Annotated in this window: 15 protein-coding genes; 9 read left to right on the forward strand and 6 right to left on the reverse strand. The window is 41.8% G+C overall.

From position 1 onward, the window contains the following. Positions 1–150 precede the first annotated feature (150 nt). Positions 151–3,138, reverse strand: coding sequence for a ComEC/Rec2 family competence protein (locus tag JMW85_RS09740; RefSeq protein WP_201581620.1), 2,988 nt, complete (start codon positions 3,136–3,138; stop codon positions 151–153). A 347-nt stretch (positions 3,139–3,485) separates the two neighbouring features. Between JMW85_RS09740 and JMW85_RS09745 the strand changes: the two genes are divergently transcribed. Then, a complete protein-coding gene (locus JMW85_RS09745) occupies positions 3,486–4,061 on the forward strand; it encodes a DUF2062 domain-containing protein (RefSeq protein WP_045445416.1) in 576 nt (191 codons plus the stop codon). Positions 4,062–4,240: 179 nt separating this feature from the next. Here JMW85_RS09745 and JMW85_RS09750 read toward each other — a convergent pair whose 3' ends face one another. The 3 genes from JMW85_RS09750 to JMW85_RS09760 all read right to left on the reverse strand — a co-directional run bounded on the left by JMW85_RS09750 (position 4,241) and on the right by JMW85_RS09760 (position 6,957). Beyond that, a complete protein-coding gene (locus tag JMW85_RS09750) occupies positions 4,241–4,549 on the reverse strand; it encodes a hypothetical protein (protein ID WP_201581621.1) in 309 nt (102 codons plus the stop codon). Positions 4,550–4,885: 336 nt separating this feature from the next. Then, positions 4,886–5,566: a lipoprotein-releasing ABC transporter ATP-binding protein LolD gene (lolD, locus tag JMW85_RS09755; protein WP_201581622.1), complete on the reverse strand. Its 681-nt coding sequence runs from the start codon at positions 5,564–5,566 to the stop codon at positions 4,886–4,888. 155 nt (positions 5,567–5,721) lie between these two features. Next, positions 5,722–6,957 carry a lipoprotein-releasing ABC transporter permease subunit gene (locus tag JMW85_RS09760; protein WP_055123885.1) on the reverse strand — a complete coding sequence of 412 codons (1,236 nt, stop codon included), beginning with the start codon at positions 6,955–6,957 and terminating at the stop codon, positions 5,722–5,724. Between the two features lie 458 nt (positions 6,958–7,415). Here JMW85_RS09760 and JMW85_RS09765 point away from each other — a divergent pair, with 458 nt between their 5' ends. Next, positions 7,416–8,390 carry a hypothetical protein gene (locus JMW85_RS09765; protein WP_109589131.1) on the forward strand — a complete coding sequence of 325 codons (975 nt, stop codon included), beginning with the start codon at positions 7,416–7,418 and terminating at the stop codon, positions 8,388–8,390. A 130-nt stretch (positions 8,391–8,520) separates the two neighbouring features. Here JMW85_RS09765 and JMW85_RS09770 read toward each other — a convergent pair whose 3' ends face one another. Beyond that, the gene (locus tag JMW85_RS09770) at positions 8,521–8,910 is read right to left on the reverse strand and encodes a hypothetical protein (RefSeq protein ID WP_055123882.1); all 390 of its coding nucleotides are present in this window, start codon (positions 8,908–8,910) and stop codon (positions 8,521–8,523) included. An 861-nt stretch (positions 8,911–9,771) separates the two neighbouring features. Here JMW85_RS09770 and ccoN point away from each other — a divergent pair. The 6 genes from ccoN to JMW85_RS09800 all read left to right on the forward strand — a co-directional run bounded on the left by ccoN (position 9,772) and on the right by JMW85_RS09800 (position 16,022). Beyond that, the gene (gene ccoN, locus JMW85_RS09775) at positions 9,772–11,253 is read left to right on the forward strand and encodes a cytochrome-c oxidase, cbb3-type subunit I (RefSeq protein ID WP_201581623.1); all 1,482 of its coding nucleotides are present in this window, start codon (positions 9,772–9,774) and stop codon (positions 11,251–11,253) included. Between the two features lie 9 nt (positions 11,254–11,262). Beyond that, positions 11,263–11,901 carry a cytochrome-c oxidase, cbb3-type subunit II gene (gene ccoO, locus JMW85_RS09780; protein ID WP_045445396.1) on the forward strand — a complete coding sequence of 213 codons (639 nt, stop codon included), beginning with the start codon at positions 11,263–11,265 and terminating at the stop codon, positions 11,899–11,901. Beyond that, the gene (locus tag JMW85_RS09785; RefSeq protein ID WP_010199605.1) at positions 11,901–12,083 is read left to right on the forward strand and encodes a CcoQ/FixQ family Cbb3-type cytochrome c oxidase assembly chaperone; all 183 of its coding nucleotides are present in this window, start codon (positions 11,901–11,903) and stop codon (positions 12,081–12,083) included. Before ccoO ends, JMW85_RS09785 begins: the two co-directional genes overlap by 1 nt. Then, positions 12,080–13,216: a cytochrome-c oxidase, cbb3-type subunit III gene (gene ccoP / locus JMW85_RS09790; RefSeq protein ID WP_201581624.1), complete on the forward strand. Its 1,137-nt coding sequence runs from the start codon at positions 12,080–12,082 to the stop codon at positions 13,214–13,216. Before JMW85_RS09785 ends, ccoP begins: the two co-directional genes overlap by 4 nt. A 479-nt stretch (positions 13,217–13,695) precedes the next feature. Next, a complete protein-coding gene (gene ccoG / locus JMW85_RS09795; RefSeq protein ID WP_201581625.1) occupies positions 13,696–15,105 on the forward strand; it encodes a cytochrome c oxidase accessory protein CcoG in 1,410 nt (469 codons plus the stop codon). A 335-nt stretch (positions 15,106–15,440) separates the two neighbouring features. Further along, positions 15,441–16,022 carry a FixH family protein gene (locus tag JMW85_RS09800; RefSeq protein ID WP_201581626.1) on the forward strand — a complete coding sequence of 194 codons (582 nt, stop codon included), beginning with the start codon at positions 15,441–15,443 and terminating at the stop codon, positions 16,020–16,022. Between the two features lie 153 nt (positions 16,023–16,175). Here the strand turns inward: JMW85_RS09800 and ttcA are convergent, their stop codons facing one another. Beyond that, on the reverse strand, positions 16,176–17,333 hold the full coding sequence (ttcA, locus tag JMW85_RS09805; RefSeq protein WP_201581627.1) for a tRNA 2-thiocytidine(32) synthetase TtcA: 1,158 nt from the start codon (positions 17,331–17,333) through the stop codon (positions 16,176–16,178). A gap of 430 nt (positions 17,334–17,763) precedes the next feature. Here ttcA and queC point away from each other — a divergent pair, with 430 nt between their 5' ends. Continuing rightward, the gene (gene queC, locus JMW85_RS09810; RefSeq protein ID WP_167541684.1) at positions 17,764–18,480 is read left to right on the forward strand and encodes a 7-cyano-7-deazaguanine synthase QueC; all 717 of its coding nucleotides are present in this window, start codon (positions 17,764–17,766) and stop codon (positions 18,478–18,480) included. Positions 18,481–18,561 lie beyond the last annotated feature (81 nt).

Below are 18,561 nucleotides of genomic sequence, written 5' to 3' on the forward strand. Positions count from 1 at the left end.
GTCAGTAATAAGGAGCTGCTTGTCACTCCAAATACGATCACAGTCATCTATATTCATAGGCTGCTAAGTATGGTGGTATTTCAATCATGGTTCAATAGTATAACTGGGAAATATCACTATATTGTAACATTGATTAGATAAGCGATATTTTTATGGCGTCATATTGGTCGTATCTACTGCCGCATTGAGAAACAACGTTGCTTCTGGCATTTTGTCATCATAAGTGATCATTTCAGTGATTGTTTGACGACTTATCACCTCAGCAGTTATCTGTGATGTGCTATGTCCTAGCCATGTCACATTACGAAAAGTACGTGGTTGCTCAGGTGGTTCAACTGGACATAATAATGTCCACATTTGCCAAATGCGCTGATGAGTACCTGCATTTAATATCAGACGTGCCTGAGGCATATTGGCTTGATGAGTCGGTGGCTGGCTACTTGATGTGAGTGTTTGCGCAGTGGCAGGTGTTGATTTGAGTGGATCAGCCGCATTATATTTTAATACCCTTATGGGCAAGCTGGCATCTATAGCCACCGTACAATCCCAAATACTGGGACTGTCTATTTTGCTCCACCCTGTCAATGCTTGTATGGACAAATCACCATTGCCCAACTGCCACGTTTTGCCTTGTTCACAGCGTTGCACACTGATATTCGTCATGTCCTTGGATTGGCTAGTGACTTTATAGGCTTGCTCAAATGCAGACCAACGATCAGAGCGTCCTGCTTGCCAATACTGACTAATAGGTAAACGCTGATTAAGCTGAAAAACCGTCAAAGGTAACAGCTCAGAAGCATTAGCATTAGAAGCTAAATACTTCTTATCAGTAGCAAGCGTATCCGTCAATCCAGCACTACTACTCTGCACAACCATACCCTCTAGTGTATCAACTGACAAGCTACCCAGCTGCTGCGCCAATGTCATCGACAGCTTATTCGCCGTTAGATTACTTGGCATCGTTCGTGCGGCATTGGGTCTGTGGTCAGATAAAAATAGCCAGCTGATGTTTTTCTTATGCGTATCTGTTGTGGATGACTGCTTATTATTGGTAACAGGATACTGCAACAAAGCAGCGCTTATATAGGGATCACCCGTTGGTAAGATATACAAGGTCGGTATCGTCGTTAGTGATTGCTGATTGGCATATACCGTCATCATTAATAAGGTTAGCGGCGGCAGTGCCAGCCAACGACTGATAAATCCTCGTGGTAGTAGCCATGGCAACATACTTAGTAGTACCATCAGCAATATGGCGACATTCACAGGGGTATAAAGCCACGCTTCTGACAATGCTGGTAATGAAGTTAACCACGTTATCAGTTCATGCAATTTCGCGACAATGGTGCTAACGAGCAGCCAAATACTATCAGCAATAGCAGGTGATAAAAGATAGCAAAGCCCTGCCAATAGATTAAGCGGCACAATCACCCAACCAAATAAGCCGATAGCAAACAGATTGATGACAAGACCCCACAGCGACGCCTTGCCAAATAATAACAATGTAATAGGTAATAAAGTAATAAATAGCCAAAATTGTAATTTGAATACACGTTTGACTATTATCCAAACACGCTTGAACGCAGTCTCTACTACACTGGCACTATGAGCAGATGCCGTTTTTGATATGACAGCTGATTGCGTATATGACGTATCATCATATTTAAGGAGTAATGCCACTGCGATAAAAGATAGCCAGTACCCTGCCTGCCATAATACATAGGGATCAAGCCATGCCATCAACACTGCCAAGGCAAACAACACCCGCATCGTACTAACCGGCAATAATGTTAAACGTACCAAACCTATCGCGAATAACATCCATGCGGTACGAGCAGCAGGTACATCAAAACCAGTAAATAACGCATAAATAAAAGCAGCAGCGATCATCACCCACCAGCGCACTTGCCAACGCGATACATAACGATAAATCCTTGGCCATAACCGATCAAAAAGCAACACCGCCGCACCCGCCAGCATAATCGCTAAAAACAATACATGAGTGCCAGAGATAGCCAGCAAATGTGAAATACCAGCCAGCTGATATAGATCTTTGGTCTCGCGATTGATTAAACTGCGATCACCTGTGAGCAAACTTAAAGTGACCGCTTTTGCCTGTTGCGCTGCTGTGGTCTGTGTCGACCAATCTTGATAAAAATGCTGGCGTAATTGCCAACGTCCTTGGTTGATATAAGTCTGAAAACGCTGCAGATATGAAGAAGAGGCAAACGCTGGCTTTGATACCTCAGTATTGGTGACATTTGATGTGCCAACGGTCAATATATTAGCGACTCCATCAATATGACGACCTCGCAGCCAGCGATAACTGTCAAAACCAGATGGATTGCTCAACGCTTGCTCGGAGGTCGCCAGTGGTGCAAGGGCTAAACTCATAAACAGCTGATCGCCAGGTTGTAAGTAATTTAAGCGATCAAACGGATTATTATCCAAATTTTTCTTGGATGATTGTTTTGATGGTTTTTTTGGATAACCATTGAGCAATACACGGTACGTGACATTTTTGCCGTTATTGTTATTTGAGTTATTTTTATATAGGTTGTTATTGCTTAGGCTATTTTTTTCATCTATTAGAAAGTTACTGGTCATGGCATCTAAATCTTCAACCGCCAACGCCGACACCAAGGGTGATATATCACTAATGACAGCAACTTGTCGATAGCCACTGTCCGTGGCGACGTCATAAACGCTGTCACTTATCCCTTCGATGGTGACTAATGCTTGCACACGCATTGGCTCAGTGATTTCTGTTAATTCTGTTTGTTGATGGCTAATCAGGGCTTGCAGCGCACTTCCAATGATTAATCCAATTGCCAATACAGCAACTAAAACATGATTCGAAATACGAAAGAAGAGTTTAGATTTATGTGAAGTATTATATGAAGGATTACGTGAAGAGAGACCAGCATTATGTTGCGATAAATGGCTGGGTTTTGCAAAAGGTACATTAAACTGGGCAATAACAATCAGTATAATAGCAAAAATAATGAGCGACAAAGATAAGATAGGAGTATTCAATATATCCATTAATGATGAACCAGTGGGTATCGCCATACTATCTGCGACTGCCAAAACGCCCATCATGGCGATAATAATCAAGCTACCAATCAACCAGTACACCAGCGCTCCTCGCTTGATGAGGTGAATATTAGTTTTTGCCTAAATAAAGCCATTTGTTATGATAAATAGCCACTTAATATGACGAAAATGTACCGAAACACCAAAACACCAAAACACCAAAACACCAAAACACAGATTGATACTTAAACCAGCAACAACAACTGATACGTCATGCAATAGCATTTATATAACTATTACCCTATACTGACTGACATATTGCGATGATAATAATCTGATATCATTATCCTATATATTCTCAGCCGTACACTTTATGAATAATATTACTTTATAGCAGACCATCAATGCGATTGAGCGGACTGTAGCTAACGATTACAAAAGGCGATCCTGTGCCCCAAAAACGTCTGAAAGACCTGCTTCCTACGCCAGAGAAAATCTTAGAAAGTCGCACCTTAAAACTGTTCGCACCGCATTTGGCTGATCCACGATTATGGCACTTTAATCGACATAGCTTAAATAAAGCAGTCTATATTGGTGTGCTTAGTGCATTTTTCCCATTGCCAGGGCAGATGCTACTGGCTCTAGTTGGCTCATTAATTTTCCGTGCCAATGTTCCCATGGCACTCGGTTTGACTTGGATTACCAATCCACTCACGAGCTTGCCCATCTTTTATGCAGGCTATTATATCGGTGCCAAAATCCTTGACGTACCGATGATTAGTCTGCGGCTTATCGGCAGGATGATTGCTGATTTTAGCTTATGGGCACTGTCAGATGGTGCAAATCCATTCATTACCTATCGCGGCACGGTATCGATTGCTGCTTTTTGCATAGGCTTGACGATATTAGCGATTGTGACCAGCATCGTTTGTGGACTGGCATTTAAGGCGGTCTGGCGCTACAAAACTGTCGTGAGCTGGCAAAAACGTCAGCAAGAACCTTCTGATAAACCGCCTAAAATCTAATATATGCTGCTGTTCTCAAGTCATGGTAACCATAACGTAGCGAACCACCTTTTAGCTAACCATTCGCTAACGCCAGCAATCTAGATTACCATCTATCCTCGATTATTCTATGCTATGTCTCGATATCACCTTAAGCTGGCTATGACTTAAAAAAAAGCCATTTTCTTTGTTGATACCAGTCACTCTGCTTCTTTATTCTTTTCTATGGCCGCAAGGATGTTGTCCGTAAGGCTAGTGTTCATCACGAAAACTTCAACCACTTTTTCATCTTTAAGCAATGTATAGCGTTTGCCCGTTGCACTGTCTTGAGCTTTTAGATCATAATCAACGCCAGCCAAAGTAATGGCATCAAAAACGGGTGTTAATAGATCTATTTGTGCCTGTTTATCAATTGTCTCGAATAACGTCACATCCATATAGGGTTTTAAAGGTTCATTGCCTTCTTCGGCACTGCCAAAAGCAGCGATTGGGTCGTCATCTCTATCCATAATAACAGTCCTTCTTCAATAAATTGGCGGCATTTTGCAGCCCCATTTTGCGTTTATTTTTATTAAAAACTTAGTGTCTGTTGAACATAATCTTGTCGTTCTAGAATATATCCTCATTTAATAATGATGATAAAAGCAAGACAAATTGCCGTTAAACAAGAGAAACAACACAGATCATAGTGATATTAATCAGCGGTTCAGTTCAACAACGTTTGACAAATTTTAGCCCATGTAGATATCAATTGACTTAAATCAGGACACACCCTACTACTTAATAACAATAACCATTTACGCTATTAAAAATAAAGCGTTAAAAAATGCAGCGTTAAAAAACAGTTAATACTGCTCCCAATGACCGTTGCGTAGCAATAACTGACGATCCGCCAACGCCGCGAGATTGCGATCATGTGTCACCATTAATAGTGCGGTTTGCATGGTATTTTGCAGCTCTGATAATAATCCAAACACGCTTTGCGCATTGTCATAGTCCAAATTACCAGTTGGCTCATCTGCCAAAATAAGCGACGGCTTCGTAACCAAAGCACGGGCAATAGCCACACGCTGGCGCTCGCCCCCCGATAGCTCACCAGGTCTATGCGCCAGACGATGCTCAAGTCCGACACTTTCTAGTATCGCAATTGCTTGCTCTCTTGCTGAAGTCGTTGAGACCTCTGGTCGCATCAATAACGGCATTGCAACGTTTTCAATGGCAGTAAATTCGGCTAACAAATGATGAAACTGATAAATAAATCCCAAATGCTTGTTACGCATGGCACCGCGCTCAGTTTCATTCATACTATTTAACAATTGACCATGTAGCCAGACCTCGCCGCTGGTTGGCGTATCAAGACCACCAAGCAAGTGTAGCAAAGTGCTCTTGCCTGAACCACTGGTGCCAACGATGGCGATGCGCTCGCCAGCATGGACGGTCAAACCCAAGCCAGTCAGTACTTGCGTACTAACCGCCCCTTCATCATATATCTTGTTGATATTTTTCGCCTCTAAAATGGCAGACATGGCTTTTCCTTTATTCTATTTATACTGGTATTGATGCTTTATTCAGCGCTACAAACAATTTATCAGCCTAAACTTGCATTAAAATTAATTTTAACTAACAAGCATTGTTAATAACTTAAACTGTATATAAAAACTTAAGCGGCATATAAAATCATTTATTCATAACGCAACGTCTGTGCTGGCTGAATCTTAGCCGCTCGGCGTGCTGGATAAATAGTTGCCAAAAAGCTCAGTACGAAAGACGCACCTGTAATCAATACCACATCTAGTACACGCAACTCTGATGGTAAATAATTAACAAAATACGCATCAAACAAGTTCAAATTAAAGACTTGATTAATAAAGCCTAAAATATCACTCACTGTAAGCGCAAATATCACGCCCAGTATCGTGCCAGCAATCGTACCAATCACACCGATGACCACGCCTTGCACCATAAACACTTGGGTAATCAAACGAGGAGATGCACCAAAAGTTTTTAGAATCGCAATATCCGCTTTTTTGTCGGTAACGAGCATCACTAGGCTGGAGACAATATTAAAAGCTGCTACTAAGATAATTAAAAATAGCAGCAAGCCGACCATGGCTTTTTCCATTTGAATCGCACCAAATAGGTTGCCATGCGTTTGTGTCCAATCATTAGGATACAATTGCTGAGGGGCAATAGCGGCGGCTTTTTCTGCTGCCATCGGAGCGGTAAAGATGTCATTGAGCTTCATACGCACACCCTGCGCGCCATCTGGCAGACGCAACAGTTTTGCCGCATCACCCATCGGGATAAATGCCATGAGGCTATCCACTTCTGGACTGATGGTAAAAATACCTGTCAAGGTAAAGCGCTTAAATCGTGGTATCACGCCAGCTGGTGAAGGCGATGCCTCTGGCAGCACTAGCGTCACTTTATCACCCAGTTGCAGACCTAGAGACTGTACCATCTCTTCACCCAGCACAATATTGAACTCACCACTTTGTAAAGTATCAATACTGCCTTGAACCATATGTTCATTGATAATAGAGACATCTTTTTCGTATTCAGGATCGACACCAGTGACCATAATCCCTGCAACCTGACCGTTTGACGTCAACATCCCTTGCAGTTGAATAAAGGGCGCTACAGCTGCCACTTCAGGATCTTCTTTAATTTTATCAGCCAATTGCTTCCAATCACTGATAATTTCGGTGGAAACGACCGTTGCTTGCGGGACCATACCCAAAATACGGGTTTTTAACTCCCGATCAAAACCATTCATGACTGATAGCACCGTGATCAATACGGCAACCCCAAGAGTCAAACCAATCATCGAGATAAGCGAGATAAAGGAGATAAAACCATTACTACGCTCTGCTCGGGTGTATCGTAAGCCGATAAACAACGCTAAAGGACGAAACATATTCAAACTCTTTATCTTATCTACGTGCGACTTTATATATACTATAAAACGAGCAACAGCAAATGCATCTCACACCTGCACTTGCCATAGTCACATATAAATCGAACACAAAAACAGGGTTTCAGACGAGCCAAAGACAGCCGTCAAAAGGGAGCTAGTTTGACACAATTTGGCTGATATGTGCCAGTCATTAGCAAAAACTGGGCGTATTTTTTAATAAAAAACTGGCTTTTGTTACTATTTTTTATGAGGGGCTTGCTATTACTTGCGTCAATACCTATATATTGTATGCTAAGGACAATTGTCATTAACCATTCATTTCATTGTTGTTTGTTGACCCTTTACTGATGACAACGTTGCCAACTATCATAAATCTATCGTGTTAAATAGAGCCTTATGATAGCCAGCAATAGCCGTTTCAGGTCCAAACCTCACGCTGACTAATTTTGAGTATCTTCATGACCATTAATTATCAATATAAAAACGTCCAATCTCCCACCAAAATCACCATGACTGATGAGCAATCTGCAGGTCACGCCGATCATTGGAGTATTCTGACCGATGACATGAGTCATGACGTGCCAGAATGGCTACAAAAAATGATCGAAAAGGCGGCCATGCCTAAAGGCCTCAATAGCAATGTCAGCGCTCAAGACAGCTGCCTATTGCTGTCTGAAAATCAGCCTTGTCATATCAATCAAGTATTAGCCATGAAAAATGGCAAGCCTGAATGCTTTATCAATGCTTATCCTTGTGTCGATAGCCCGTATGGACTCAATTGTAAGATTGAGCGCATCATTGCCAATGACAATTCACACGATGCTGTATTACGCTTGCGTACCGCTGATGGCAGTATTATTTACGCCTTTGACCAGCTCTACACCACCAATCGCCATTTATATCAGCGAGACACGTCTTACTTTGTGAACTTTAGCGCTTGGGCACATGAGATTAAGCTAAGTGAGCAAAACGAAGTCATCATGGTTGAAGATCAAGAAGCGATCCGCTACCACCGTGCATTTAACGACATCGTTGCCGCCAATGATGGAAAAATACCCGATGATCTGCAAGAGCAAATCAAAGAATGGAAACCAGAGACCAAAGCGCAAATGGCGCCAGTTGAGATCAACTTAGGTCATATGTGTGCCTATCTATTTGGTGATACTTTGGGACAAGAAGATGAAGCATGGTGCCAAGGTCAGGTGCTCGGCAAGCAAGAAACAACATTTAATGATAAATCCATTATTCTGTTTGATGTCGTGATACTACGCGAACAAGATGCCGATCCTTTCGTGATTCGTATCGGTGCGCTCAACACGCCAGAGACGGCTTCTATTAAAGTGCATGACTACGTACAAGCGAACGTCTGGCTACAAGCTGCCATCTATAAAGAAAACCAGCAAAGTGCGGCGCAGCAATCAAAAGCCAGTTAACTACTTTACGAGTCATCCGCTACTTTTAATAATGACCATTAAATGTATCATCAAATAAAAAGCCCCTAATAAGCATTAGGGGCTTTTTGTCTTCTTACAATCGTCGGGATAAAACCCTGAAAATATGAAATTAAGCCATGGTCGTCATTGATTTGATACGAGTATATAGCTCTTTTTGTTCAGCACTTGGGCGTGCCGTTTGTACTGCCATCAGTTGTGACATATCGCCTTCAACGCGAATTTTACCACCCATAAAGGCACCCATAATTTCATTGGTATCGAAATCAGTGATAATTGATTGCAAGATACTGCGGTCAAGCAACAAGGTAGTTGTCGCGGCATCGTTCAAGCCGCGATGCAATAAACCGTTTGCAAAGTTCGCTTCGATGTCTTGCTCAGTGTCAGATACTTTTAGATTGACGATCATATTCGCCAGTGCTGGCGGCAAATTTAGCTCGCCTGCCTCATTACCCATTTGCTCAACTTGCTCAAACCACTCATCTGTCAAAAAAACTGCCATATTATTGTCCTTAATTGATGTTATTTCAGGCTACCGTTGTTTGGCTCACTCGCCTGACTGGATATCAAGTGATAAAATAGTTGCTCATAATAGCAGTATGAAAACTGCTATCATCACTTATATTTAGCCTCATTATAAGGGTCGACTTGCTGATAAGTAAAACTTATTTAGAGTGCTCATGCGGCCATTGTTACAAAAATGCTGCTGGTCATGATATCTAAGCGCAGTAATTACTGTCCATCTATCACCAAAATGTATTCCTAGAATCGTGATAAAATTGGGTATAAAATAGACAAATTGCATAGCTATAATAAGTTGCTTGCTAAGATTTTTACCAAAGAGTTTGTATTTTGCCGCATAGTTCTGATGATATTTGATTAGGATTGCGTTACAATACCCTTAAACAGAGTCGGGAGTTTTAACTAAACATTACGCAATCATGTTTTTTTGTCAGCCGCCGCTAGCATACGTCTATGGTCAGTACCTTTTTATGGCCCTATGGATATTGGTATCTATCTTCATTAGTACAGCATTTTTGGTAATAATTAAGATAAATACTTCACCTCTTTAGATGTTTGATGCTCAAAAACGGCGCACCTTCTTATTCACCTTAATGATTTATTAACAATCCTACTATCGACCAGCTGTGAGTGTCGTGCGTTTAAAACGCCTTTATGCCTCAATACCAGCTGATATAAAGCGAAAGCTTAGATTGATAATTAATAATATTATGGTGATAAGCGAGCCAAAAAACAGCATGTGCCGCGATTCTATTTTTATCTGACTATTACTTTTATGATGCAGATAGCGCGGAGAGTTAGTTAATTCTGTTGATAATTCGGGCTGTAAAGGAATCATCCAATGAGTTTACAAAACACAGCAGTCGCCCCAGTTGACCGTGAGTACGAAATTACTATCGTAAGATTCTTTACGATAATGGCCGTGGTATGGGGCATCGTCGGCATGAGTATTGGTGTGTTCATTGCTTCACAGTTAGCATGGCCATCACTTAACTTTGACATTCCATGGCTGACATTTAGTCGTTTAAGACCGCTACATACCAATGCGGTCATTTTTGCGTTCGGTGGCTCTGCCCTGTTCGCAACGTCTTACTATATTGTTCAGCGTACCTGTAAGACAAGGTTATTTGCGCCTTATTTAGCTTGGTTTACCTTTTGGGGTTGGCAAGCCGTTATCGTATCAGCGGTTATTACCCTACCTTTAGGTTTAACATCGACCAAGGAATACGCTGAGCTTGAGTGGCCAATCGATATTTTGATTGCCTTGGTATGGATCTCTTATGCCATTGTTTTCTTCGGTACGCTCATCAAACGTAAAACCTCACATATTTATGTGGCTAACTGGTTCTTTGCAGCCTTTATTATTACGATTGCATTACTGCATATCGTAAACAGCATGGCGATTCCTGTTAGCGCATTTAAGTCTTACTCGTTATTTGGCGGTGCGACTGATGCGATGGTGCAGTGGTGGTACGGACATAACGCGGTAGGTTTTTATCTAACGGCAGCTTTCTTAGGAATGATGTATTACTTCGTTCCAGTACAGATTGGTCGTCCTATTTATTCTTACCGTTTGTCTATCGTTCACTTTTGGGCACTTATTGCGTCATATATGTGGGCTGGTGGTCACCATTTGCATTATTCAGCGCTTCCAGATTGGACGCAGTCTCTAGCAATGGTATTCTCAATCATCCTGTTTGCGCCATCTTGGGGTGGTATGATTAACGGCGTGCTAACACTATCAGGTAGTTGGGATAAGTTACGTACCGATCCGATCATTCGCTTTATGATTGTTGCGTTGTCGTTCTATGCGATGTCGACCTTTGAAGGTCCAATGATGTCAATTAAGACAGTGAATGCGTTATCGCATAACACGGATTGGACAGTCGGTCACGTACACTCAGGTGCACTTGGTTGGGTAGGTATGATTACCATTGGTTCGCTATATGTACTGTTACCACGTATCTATAACAAACCTAAGATGTATTCTATCAGCTTAATCACCACTCATTTTTGGTTAGCGACAGCGGGTACTATTTTCTATATCGTATCTATGTGGATTTCAGGTATTGGCCAAGGCATGATGTGGCTGGCTACTAATCCAGACGGTACATTGGTATATAGCTTCGTTGATACAGTTGAGTTCTCACATTTCCCATATATTGGTCGTGCTTTTGGTGGCCTATTGTATGTATCGGGTATGTTTGTGATGGCATATAACGTTTATAAAACACTTAAAATGCCAGAAGGTAAGCCTGTCAATATCGCAGATCCTACTGATCATGAACCTAGTGTTGATAAACCTTCAGCAGCTAACGTATAAGGAGCGATCATGTCTGGTACACCGCATGAAATTATTGAAAAAAATACAGGCTTGTTGGTTATCGGTATCGTTATTGCTATTAGCTTTGCAACGCTAGTTGAAATCGTACCATTGATATATGACAACAAGGGTCCTGAAGAAGGTGGGGTGAATGCTCCCCTGCCCTCTATGGAGCCATGGACTGCACTAGAATTTGAGGGTCGTGACATCTATATTCGTGAAGGTTGTCACGTATGTCATACTCAGATGATTCGTCCACTACGTGCTGAAGTTGAACGTTATGGACCTTACTCACGTGCTGCTGAATCTACGTGGGATCACCCTTTTCTTTGGGGTTCAAAACGTACTGGACCTGATCTAGCACGTGTTGGCGGTCGTTATTCTGAAGACTGGCAAAAGCAGCATTTGATTGCGCCACGTTCACTAGTACCTGAATCAGTAATGCCTGGCTTCCCGTGGCTTGCTACCAACGAAGTGAATGGTGAAAACGTTCAAACTAAAATGCGTCTATTCCGTGATCGCTTTGGTGTACCTTACACTGAAGAGGATATCGAAGGAGCACCAGATGCTGTACTTGGTGCCACTGAACTTGATGCTTTGGTTGCTTATCTACAGCAACTGGGCACCGCGATGGAAGGACAGCGCTAATGGGTATTGGTGAATTACAAACAATTGCGACCGTTTCTGCCTTTGTTGCCTTCGTAGGTGTTGCATGGTGGGCGTATTCGCCAAAAAACAAAAAACGCTTCGAAGAAGATGCACAACTTGCGCTTGATGACGAGGATATAAAATCTCTGTCTGAAGAGCAGCGCAATAAGGATAAACGATGACATTTTTTTGGAGTTCTTGGATTACCATACTAAGTATCATGTGTTGGGCTGCTATCCTCGGTGTCTTACTAATGGTATTGAAGTACAAGCCAGAACTAGAAGATGACGGTACGACAGGCCACGCTTATGATGGTATCAAAGAGTACGACAAGCCATTACCTAAATGGTGGCTCGTAATATTTTTTGGCTCTATCGCTTGGGGTGTTGCCTATTGGGTATTTTTCCCAGGTATTTTCCCATCAAAATGGGAAGGTATTGCCACTGTAGAAGTCGATGGCGAAATTGTACCGTGGACCTCTAAGAACGAGCTATATAGCGAGCTTGAGAGTAATAACAAAGTATTTACGGATAACTTTGAGAAAAACATTTTAGCAAAAGCGGATGCTAGTGGTGCGACAGAGACCTTAGCGGCACTTGCTGAGTTACAGGCAACGATGCGCCGCAGTGAAACACCACCAGCAGATCTGCAAGCTCAAATTGATGAGAAAACTGCAGAACTATCCCCTTATGTAGAAAAGCTTTCAGAAAACCCGAATGCTTTAAAAGTTGGTAGTCGTTTGTTCTTACAGAACTGTGCGGTCTGTCATGGCTCTAACGCCAAAGGCGCGGTAGGCTATCCAAATCTAACTGACAATGACTGGTTATATGGCGGAGAAGCGTCAAACATTTTGACCACGCTACATAAAGGTCGAGTTGGTGGTATGGCTGCATGGCGTGATCAAATCGGTGAAGATGGGGTACGTGCGGTATCTGAATACGTGCTGTCAATATCTGGCAACCAACCTGGTTACGAGCTTGATAAAGCTCAAGTCGCTCAAGGTGAGGCAATCTTTAATGAGCCGACTAACTGTGTACTTTGTCATGGTGCAGATGCCAAAGGTATGACTTCTACTGGCGCGCCAAACTTGACAGATAACATTTGGTTATATGGTGGTGATCGTGAGACCATCCGCGAAACCTTACGTTATGGTCGTGCTGGTGTGATGCCTGAGTGGGAAACCAAACTGGGTAATGAGCGTATTATGCTGCTTGCAGCTTATGTTTACTCATTATCAGATAAAACCCCTCAACCTGCTGCTAAAGTACCAACCGCTACTCAAGTAGCAACCACTGTAGAAACGACGGCTAACTAATATTTAAAGATGGTTGTCATAGCATCAGTGGATAAGATTTGACAAAGGGAGAACTGTTATTGCAGTTCTCCTTTTTTTATAAATTCTTTGATGAGAGTTTATAAACTGCTGCCGCATTATCAAAATTTGAGTGGTAAATGAAATACGGTTTAATACTGCATATAGCACGATCAATATATCGATCATTATGCTGATATATTGATTGGTTTTTAAGATTATTACCCCATTTATAATAGGGAGAATGCTAAAATGACAGTATCTAAAAACCACTGATTAGTGGCGAATTTAGAAGATAGTCATCCATTCTCATTAAGCTATTTGCAATCGATCATTTGGTAGATGGGTTAAAATATTTTTCTGTTCAAAATTTTATCCGCTACTTACTGACATTGATAACATCACACACTCATACATCTGATGATTAAAGATGTTTGTTCATCATGCCAGCAAACTGATTCTTTTTTAAAAGAGGCACGTTTATGTCAGCACCACAACCCAATAAAATCCCTGTACAGCAAATTGACCTTGATGCAACCAAGCATCGAGTTCACCCTAGGTTTGTCACCGGTTTTTATCAAAACATTCGTGTCGTCACGATGTATGCGCTTTTAGCCGCTTTTCTGCTGTTGCCATGGTTACGTTATAATGGTAGGCAAGCAATATGGCTTGATGTTCCCTCGCAGCATTACTATATTTTTGGCATGACTTTTTTGACCCAAGATTTTTACTTCATTGCCGCCTTTGCGATTATTGCCGCATTCACTTTATTCATGGTGACTGTGTATGCGGGGCGTGTATGGTGTGGTTATGCCTGCCCTCAGACGATTTGGACACATCTTTATCAATATGTTGAAAAATGGGTGATTGGCGATCGCAACAAGCGTATCAAGTTTGACAAAGAACCGATGAGCGCCAAAAAAGCCTTTAAACGTTCTTTGGTATATTTTATTTGGTTGATATTTTCAGTGATTACCGCGGCAACCTTTGTCAGTTATGTCGCTGGAACAGATTACTTATATCAAAGCTGGCAAACCATTGGTTTTATCCCTATTCCTGATTGGCCAACATGGGTATGGGTGTCGATGTTTATTTTTACCTTTGCTACCTACGTCAATGCAGGTTATATGCGTGAGCAGATGTGTATCCAAATCTGCCCATACGGTCGTTTTCAAAGCGTCATGTTTGATAAAGATACCTTGGTCGTATCTTATGATTATGAGCGCGGTGAGCCTCGCGGGGCACGCAAAAAAGGCACGCATCCTGAACATTTAGGCGACTGTATTGAATGCACCATGTGCGTGCAGGTATGTCCGACTGGTATCGATATTCGAGATGGCTTGCAAGTCGCTTGCATACAGTGCGCGGCTTGTGTTGACGCTTGTAATGAAATTATGGATAAAGTCGGGTATCCACGTGGACTCATTCGTTATACAACAGAACGACAGTTGTCAGAAAAAGAAAATACCCGCGTCATCAGTCCACGTCTATTTGCTTATTTAGCCGTTATTACTATTTTATGTGGTGGCGTTATTTATGCGTTGACGGACCGTGTACCCTTAGAGATTGATATTCGCCGTGACCGTAACCAGTTGTCCTCAGTGAATAATCAAGGCATGATTGAAAACAGCTATATCGTCAAGCTGACTAATAAAACACAAGAGCCGCATACCTATACAATAACCCTTGCTCCACAAGAAGGTTTGAGCTTGGCGCTGCGATTCAATGATGTACCATTAGAAGCAGGTGAAAGCTTTGATATGCCTGTGAGTATTTATGGCGATCCTAAGGTTATCGATTTTGAACAAACATCAGTGACCCTAAATGTGACCAGTGAAGATGGTCAGTATAAAGTCAGTAAACAAAACGTATTTACTACTCAAGGGCAGTAGATTTTTATAAGCAATTAATAGCTTAGCGAGGGCGGGTCCTCATTTTAAAAGTGGTAATAGAAATGCAATAAATGGCAGCCAAACTAGGGCAATAGTGCAGATAATATCGGCATATTAACCAGCTGTTTGGCAAAATTTAACCATTTTTAATCTATTTAGGTGCTTTCTTTCAGATTGAAGACACGCCCTAGTATATAATTCTATATTTCACCTGTGAGTCAGTGGCTAGCAGGTGGACGATTTATCATTAAACTGGCAGCTGTTTCGCTGTCAGCTTATCCATTGATACAGTTTATAGATATCTGATAAACAGATATCTGATTAATAGGTATTTTATGTCTACTCCAGCATCAAATTTTAAGCATCAAGATACTCAGCCATGGTATAAGAATTACATGGTGGTTATTTTTGTTATTGGCATGCCAGCATTTGTCGTAGTGGCCTGTATCTTTTTTGTTTATTACTCTTATCAAATTCGGGATAGCGTGGTACGTGACGACTGGTATATGGATGGTAAGACGCTTTATCATGATGTGTCACGTGACAAACTGACTTATGACTTAGATTTGCACGGCGAAATGCAGTTTGCAGATAATGGTGATGTTGTATTCTATCTAAATTATCCTGAACAGAGTCTGCAATCAGGTAAACTGCTGAATGGTAGTCCTCTGGCTTATCCTGAAAAACTAGATCTGTCTATCTCGCATGCAACCGATATCAAAAAAGATCACGATGTCGTACTGCAACATGTCGAGGGCAATAAATACAGTGCGCAGGTAGATATAGATCCTTTAAAAGCAAAATATTATCTACAAGTAAGTAGTGATGGTAAAGATGACTGGCGTATGCAAGATGTGGCGAAATTACCACGTTCAAAAGTTAGCTTTGACCCATTACCTGTTTTTGCAGAAAGTTGATTTTACCAATCTTGCTATTATAAGCATGATTAATAATTGATTTATTAACACATAAAAAAACCAGCCATTTATCAATAATGAGCTGGTTTTTTATACTAACGGTTTATGCTATTTTTTATAAATGTCATTTAACAATATCGAATAAGCGAATCGTTAAATAACAGGATTTATTGTTGGAATCTTCTGATTCGTATGCTTGTTTTCTGCTGAATTATCAGACTCTGTCGAAAGCAGCTTACTATCGAACTTCGGATTGAACGCTTGAGTTTTTGGCGATACAGGTAAGCCAATTTCAGCCAAGCTCTCGGTCTGCCCAGCTTGGATGTTATCCCCTTCAAACAAACGCTCATTATCATCACGATCAAGACTTAACTGCTCAAAATCGAATAGCTCACGGTCTGCTAGTTGCGACGGTGCGACGTTTTGCATGGCTTTAAAAATAGAGGCCAAACGCTGCGGATGAGCATTATCCCATTCCCGCAACATATCGTTGATAATGGCTCTTTGTAAGTTGGTTTGGCTGCCACATAAATTGCACGGAATAATTGGAAATTCTTTTAAGCGAGCATATTCGATGATGTCTTTTTCTTCGACATAAGCCAATGGGCGAATAAGTAGGTTTTGCTTGTCATCACTGAGCAATTTCGGTGGCATCGATTTAAGAGTGCCGCCATGAAATAAATTCAAAAAGAAAGTCGCCAACATATCATCGCGATGATGACCCAGCGCAATTTTGGTTGCGCCAATCTGCTTAGCAAAACCGTATAACGAGCCGCGGCGCAGACGTGAACACGCCGAGCAATAAGTTTTGCCTTCTGGCACCACGCTCTTAACGATACTATAAGTGTCTTTTTCTAAAATATAGTGAGCAATGCCCTGCTCGTTCAAATACGCTGGCAAAATATCTTCAGGGTAACCGGGCTGCTTTTGATCGAGATTGACCGCGACGACATCAAAGTTAATCGGGGCGATACGCTTGAGTAATAGTAAAATATCCAGCAAGGTATAGCTGTCTTTACCACCTGAAACACAGACCATGACTACATCGCCGTCTTCGATCATATTAAAATCACGAATCGCCCAAGAGACTTGTCTACGCAGCTTCTTTTGTAGTTTACGGAACTCTGCTGATTCAGTAGACGTTGACGGTGCAGCAGCGATACTGTCTTCATTTGGATGATCGGCAGCAACATCCTCATATTCCATACTATCACCATCAGTGTCCCAAGCATGATTATCCAAACCTTTATCAGCTGACATATCATCGATTTCAGGCGTAATTTGTGGCGTAAACAAGGTTGCTGCGGTCATAAGTTACTCAATATCTTTACAAGGGAATTTTGCTAAAAAATGGAAGAATAAAGCCTTTAGCAAGAAAATAATAGCACAGTGGCTCTAAAAGCAGCGATTATAACAAAATTTGCTAACAGATTGAAAAGATGAGATTAAACTATCAGATTAAATATTCAGTCTTTTTTATGGCTTAGCTTAAGGCATGCTGAACATGCGACCATAGCACTGCTAATAGCTCCACACTTTTATAAACAAATTTCTCTTTTGAGCTGATTAAGGTTTCATATCGTATTTATAATGGCTTCGTGGTTCTGTAATGAGCGTATTTTTGCTAAAATAGGCGTTTTTCGCAAACCCATTTCGCAAACCAATAATAGATACCACTATGACTAATGTTACTTCGCAAAGTACCTCTAATAATCAAGCCTTCGATACTGACTTAAATGCTCTGCATAAAAGCCAAAATGCCGTTGTGCTGCTGTCAGGCGGGCTTGATTCGGTGACTTGTTTGTATTGGGCCAAGGCACGTTATGCGTCGGTGACTGCGGTCAGTTTTAATTATGGTCAACGCCACAATAGTGAGCTGGTCGCGGCAAAAGCCATCGCTGAGACTGCCGAGGTCAATCATAGAATCATTGATATTGATATCGCTCAGCTTGGTGGCTCTTCGCTGACAGATCACAGTATGATTGTTCCTGATGGCGATACGGATAAGTTCCCCAATAAAAAGCGTGATGAGATCGATAACGACGCTATTCCCAACACCTATGTGCCTGCGCGTAATACGATATTTTTGTCTTATGCGCTAGCCGTTGCTGAAGTGACCGATGCCAATCATATCGTCATTGGCGTCAGCTCAGTCGATTACTCAGGCTACCCTGACTGTCGTCCAGAGTATATTGCCGCCTTCGAGCATATGGCCAATCTTGCCACCAAAGCGGGCGTTACCGGTCATCACTTATCCATTCAAACGCCCTTACAGCAACTGTCAAAAGCAAAAACCATTGAGCTTGGATTGTCATTGGGCGTCGATTATGGGCAAACCATATCTTGCTACCAAGCCGATGCACAAGGTCTTGCTTGCGGTGTATGTGACAGCTGTGCCCTACGCCGTCAAGGGTTTGCTCAGGCGGGCATCACTGACCCAACCCATTATCAATCTTAATGAATGATGAGATTGCACTTGCATGAAAGCGTGATAGCAATCAACATTAGCGAAACATTCGCTTGCATTAACACAGCACGC

This window comes from Psychrobacter glacincola (assembly GCF_904846075.1).
Classification (GTDB): Bacteria; Pseudomonadota; Gammaproteobacteria; order Pseudomonadales; family Moraxellaceae; genus Psychrobacter; species Psychrobacter glacincola_C.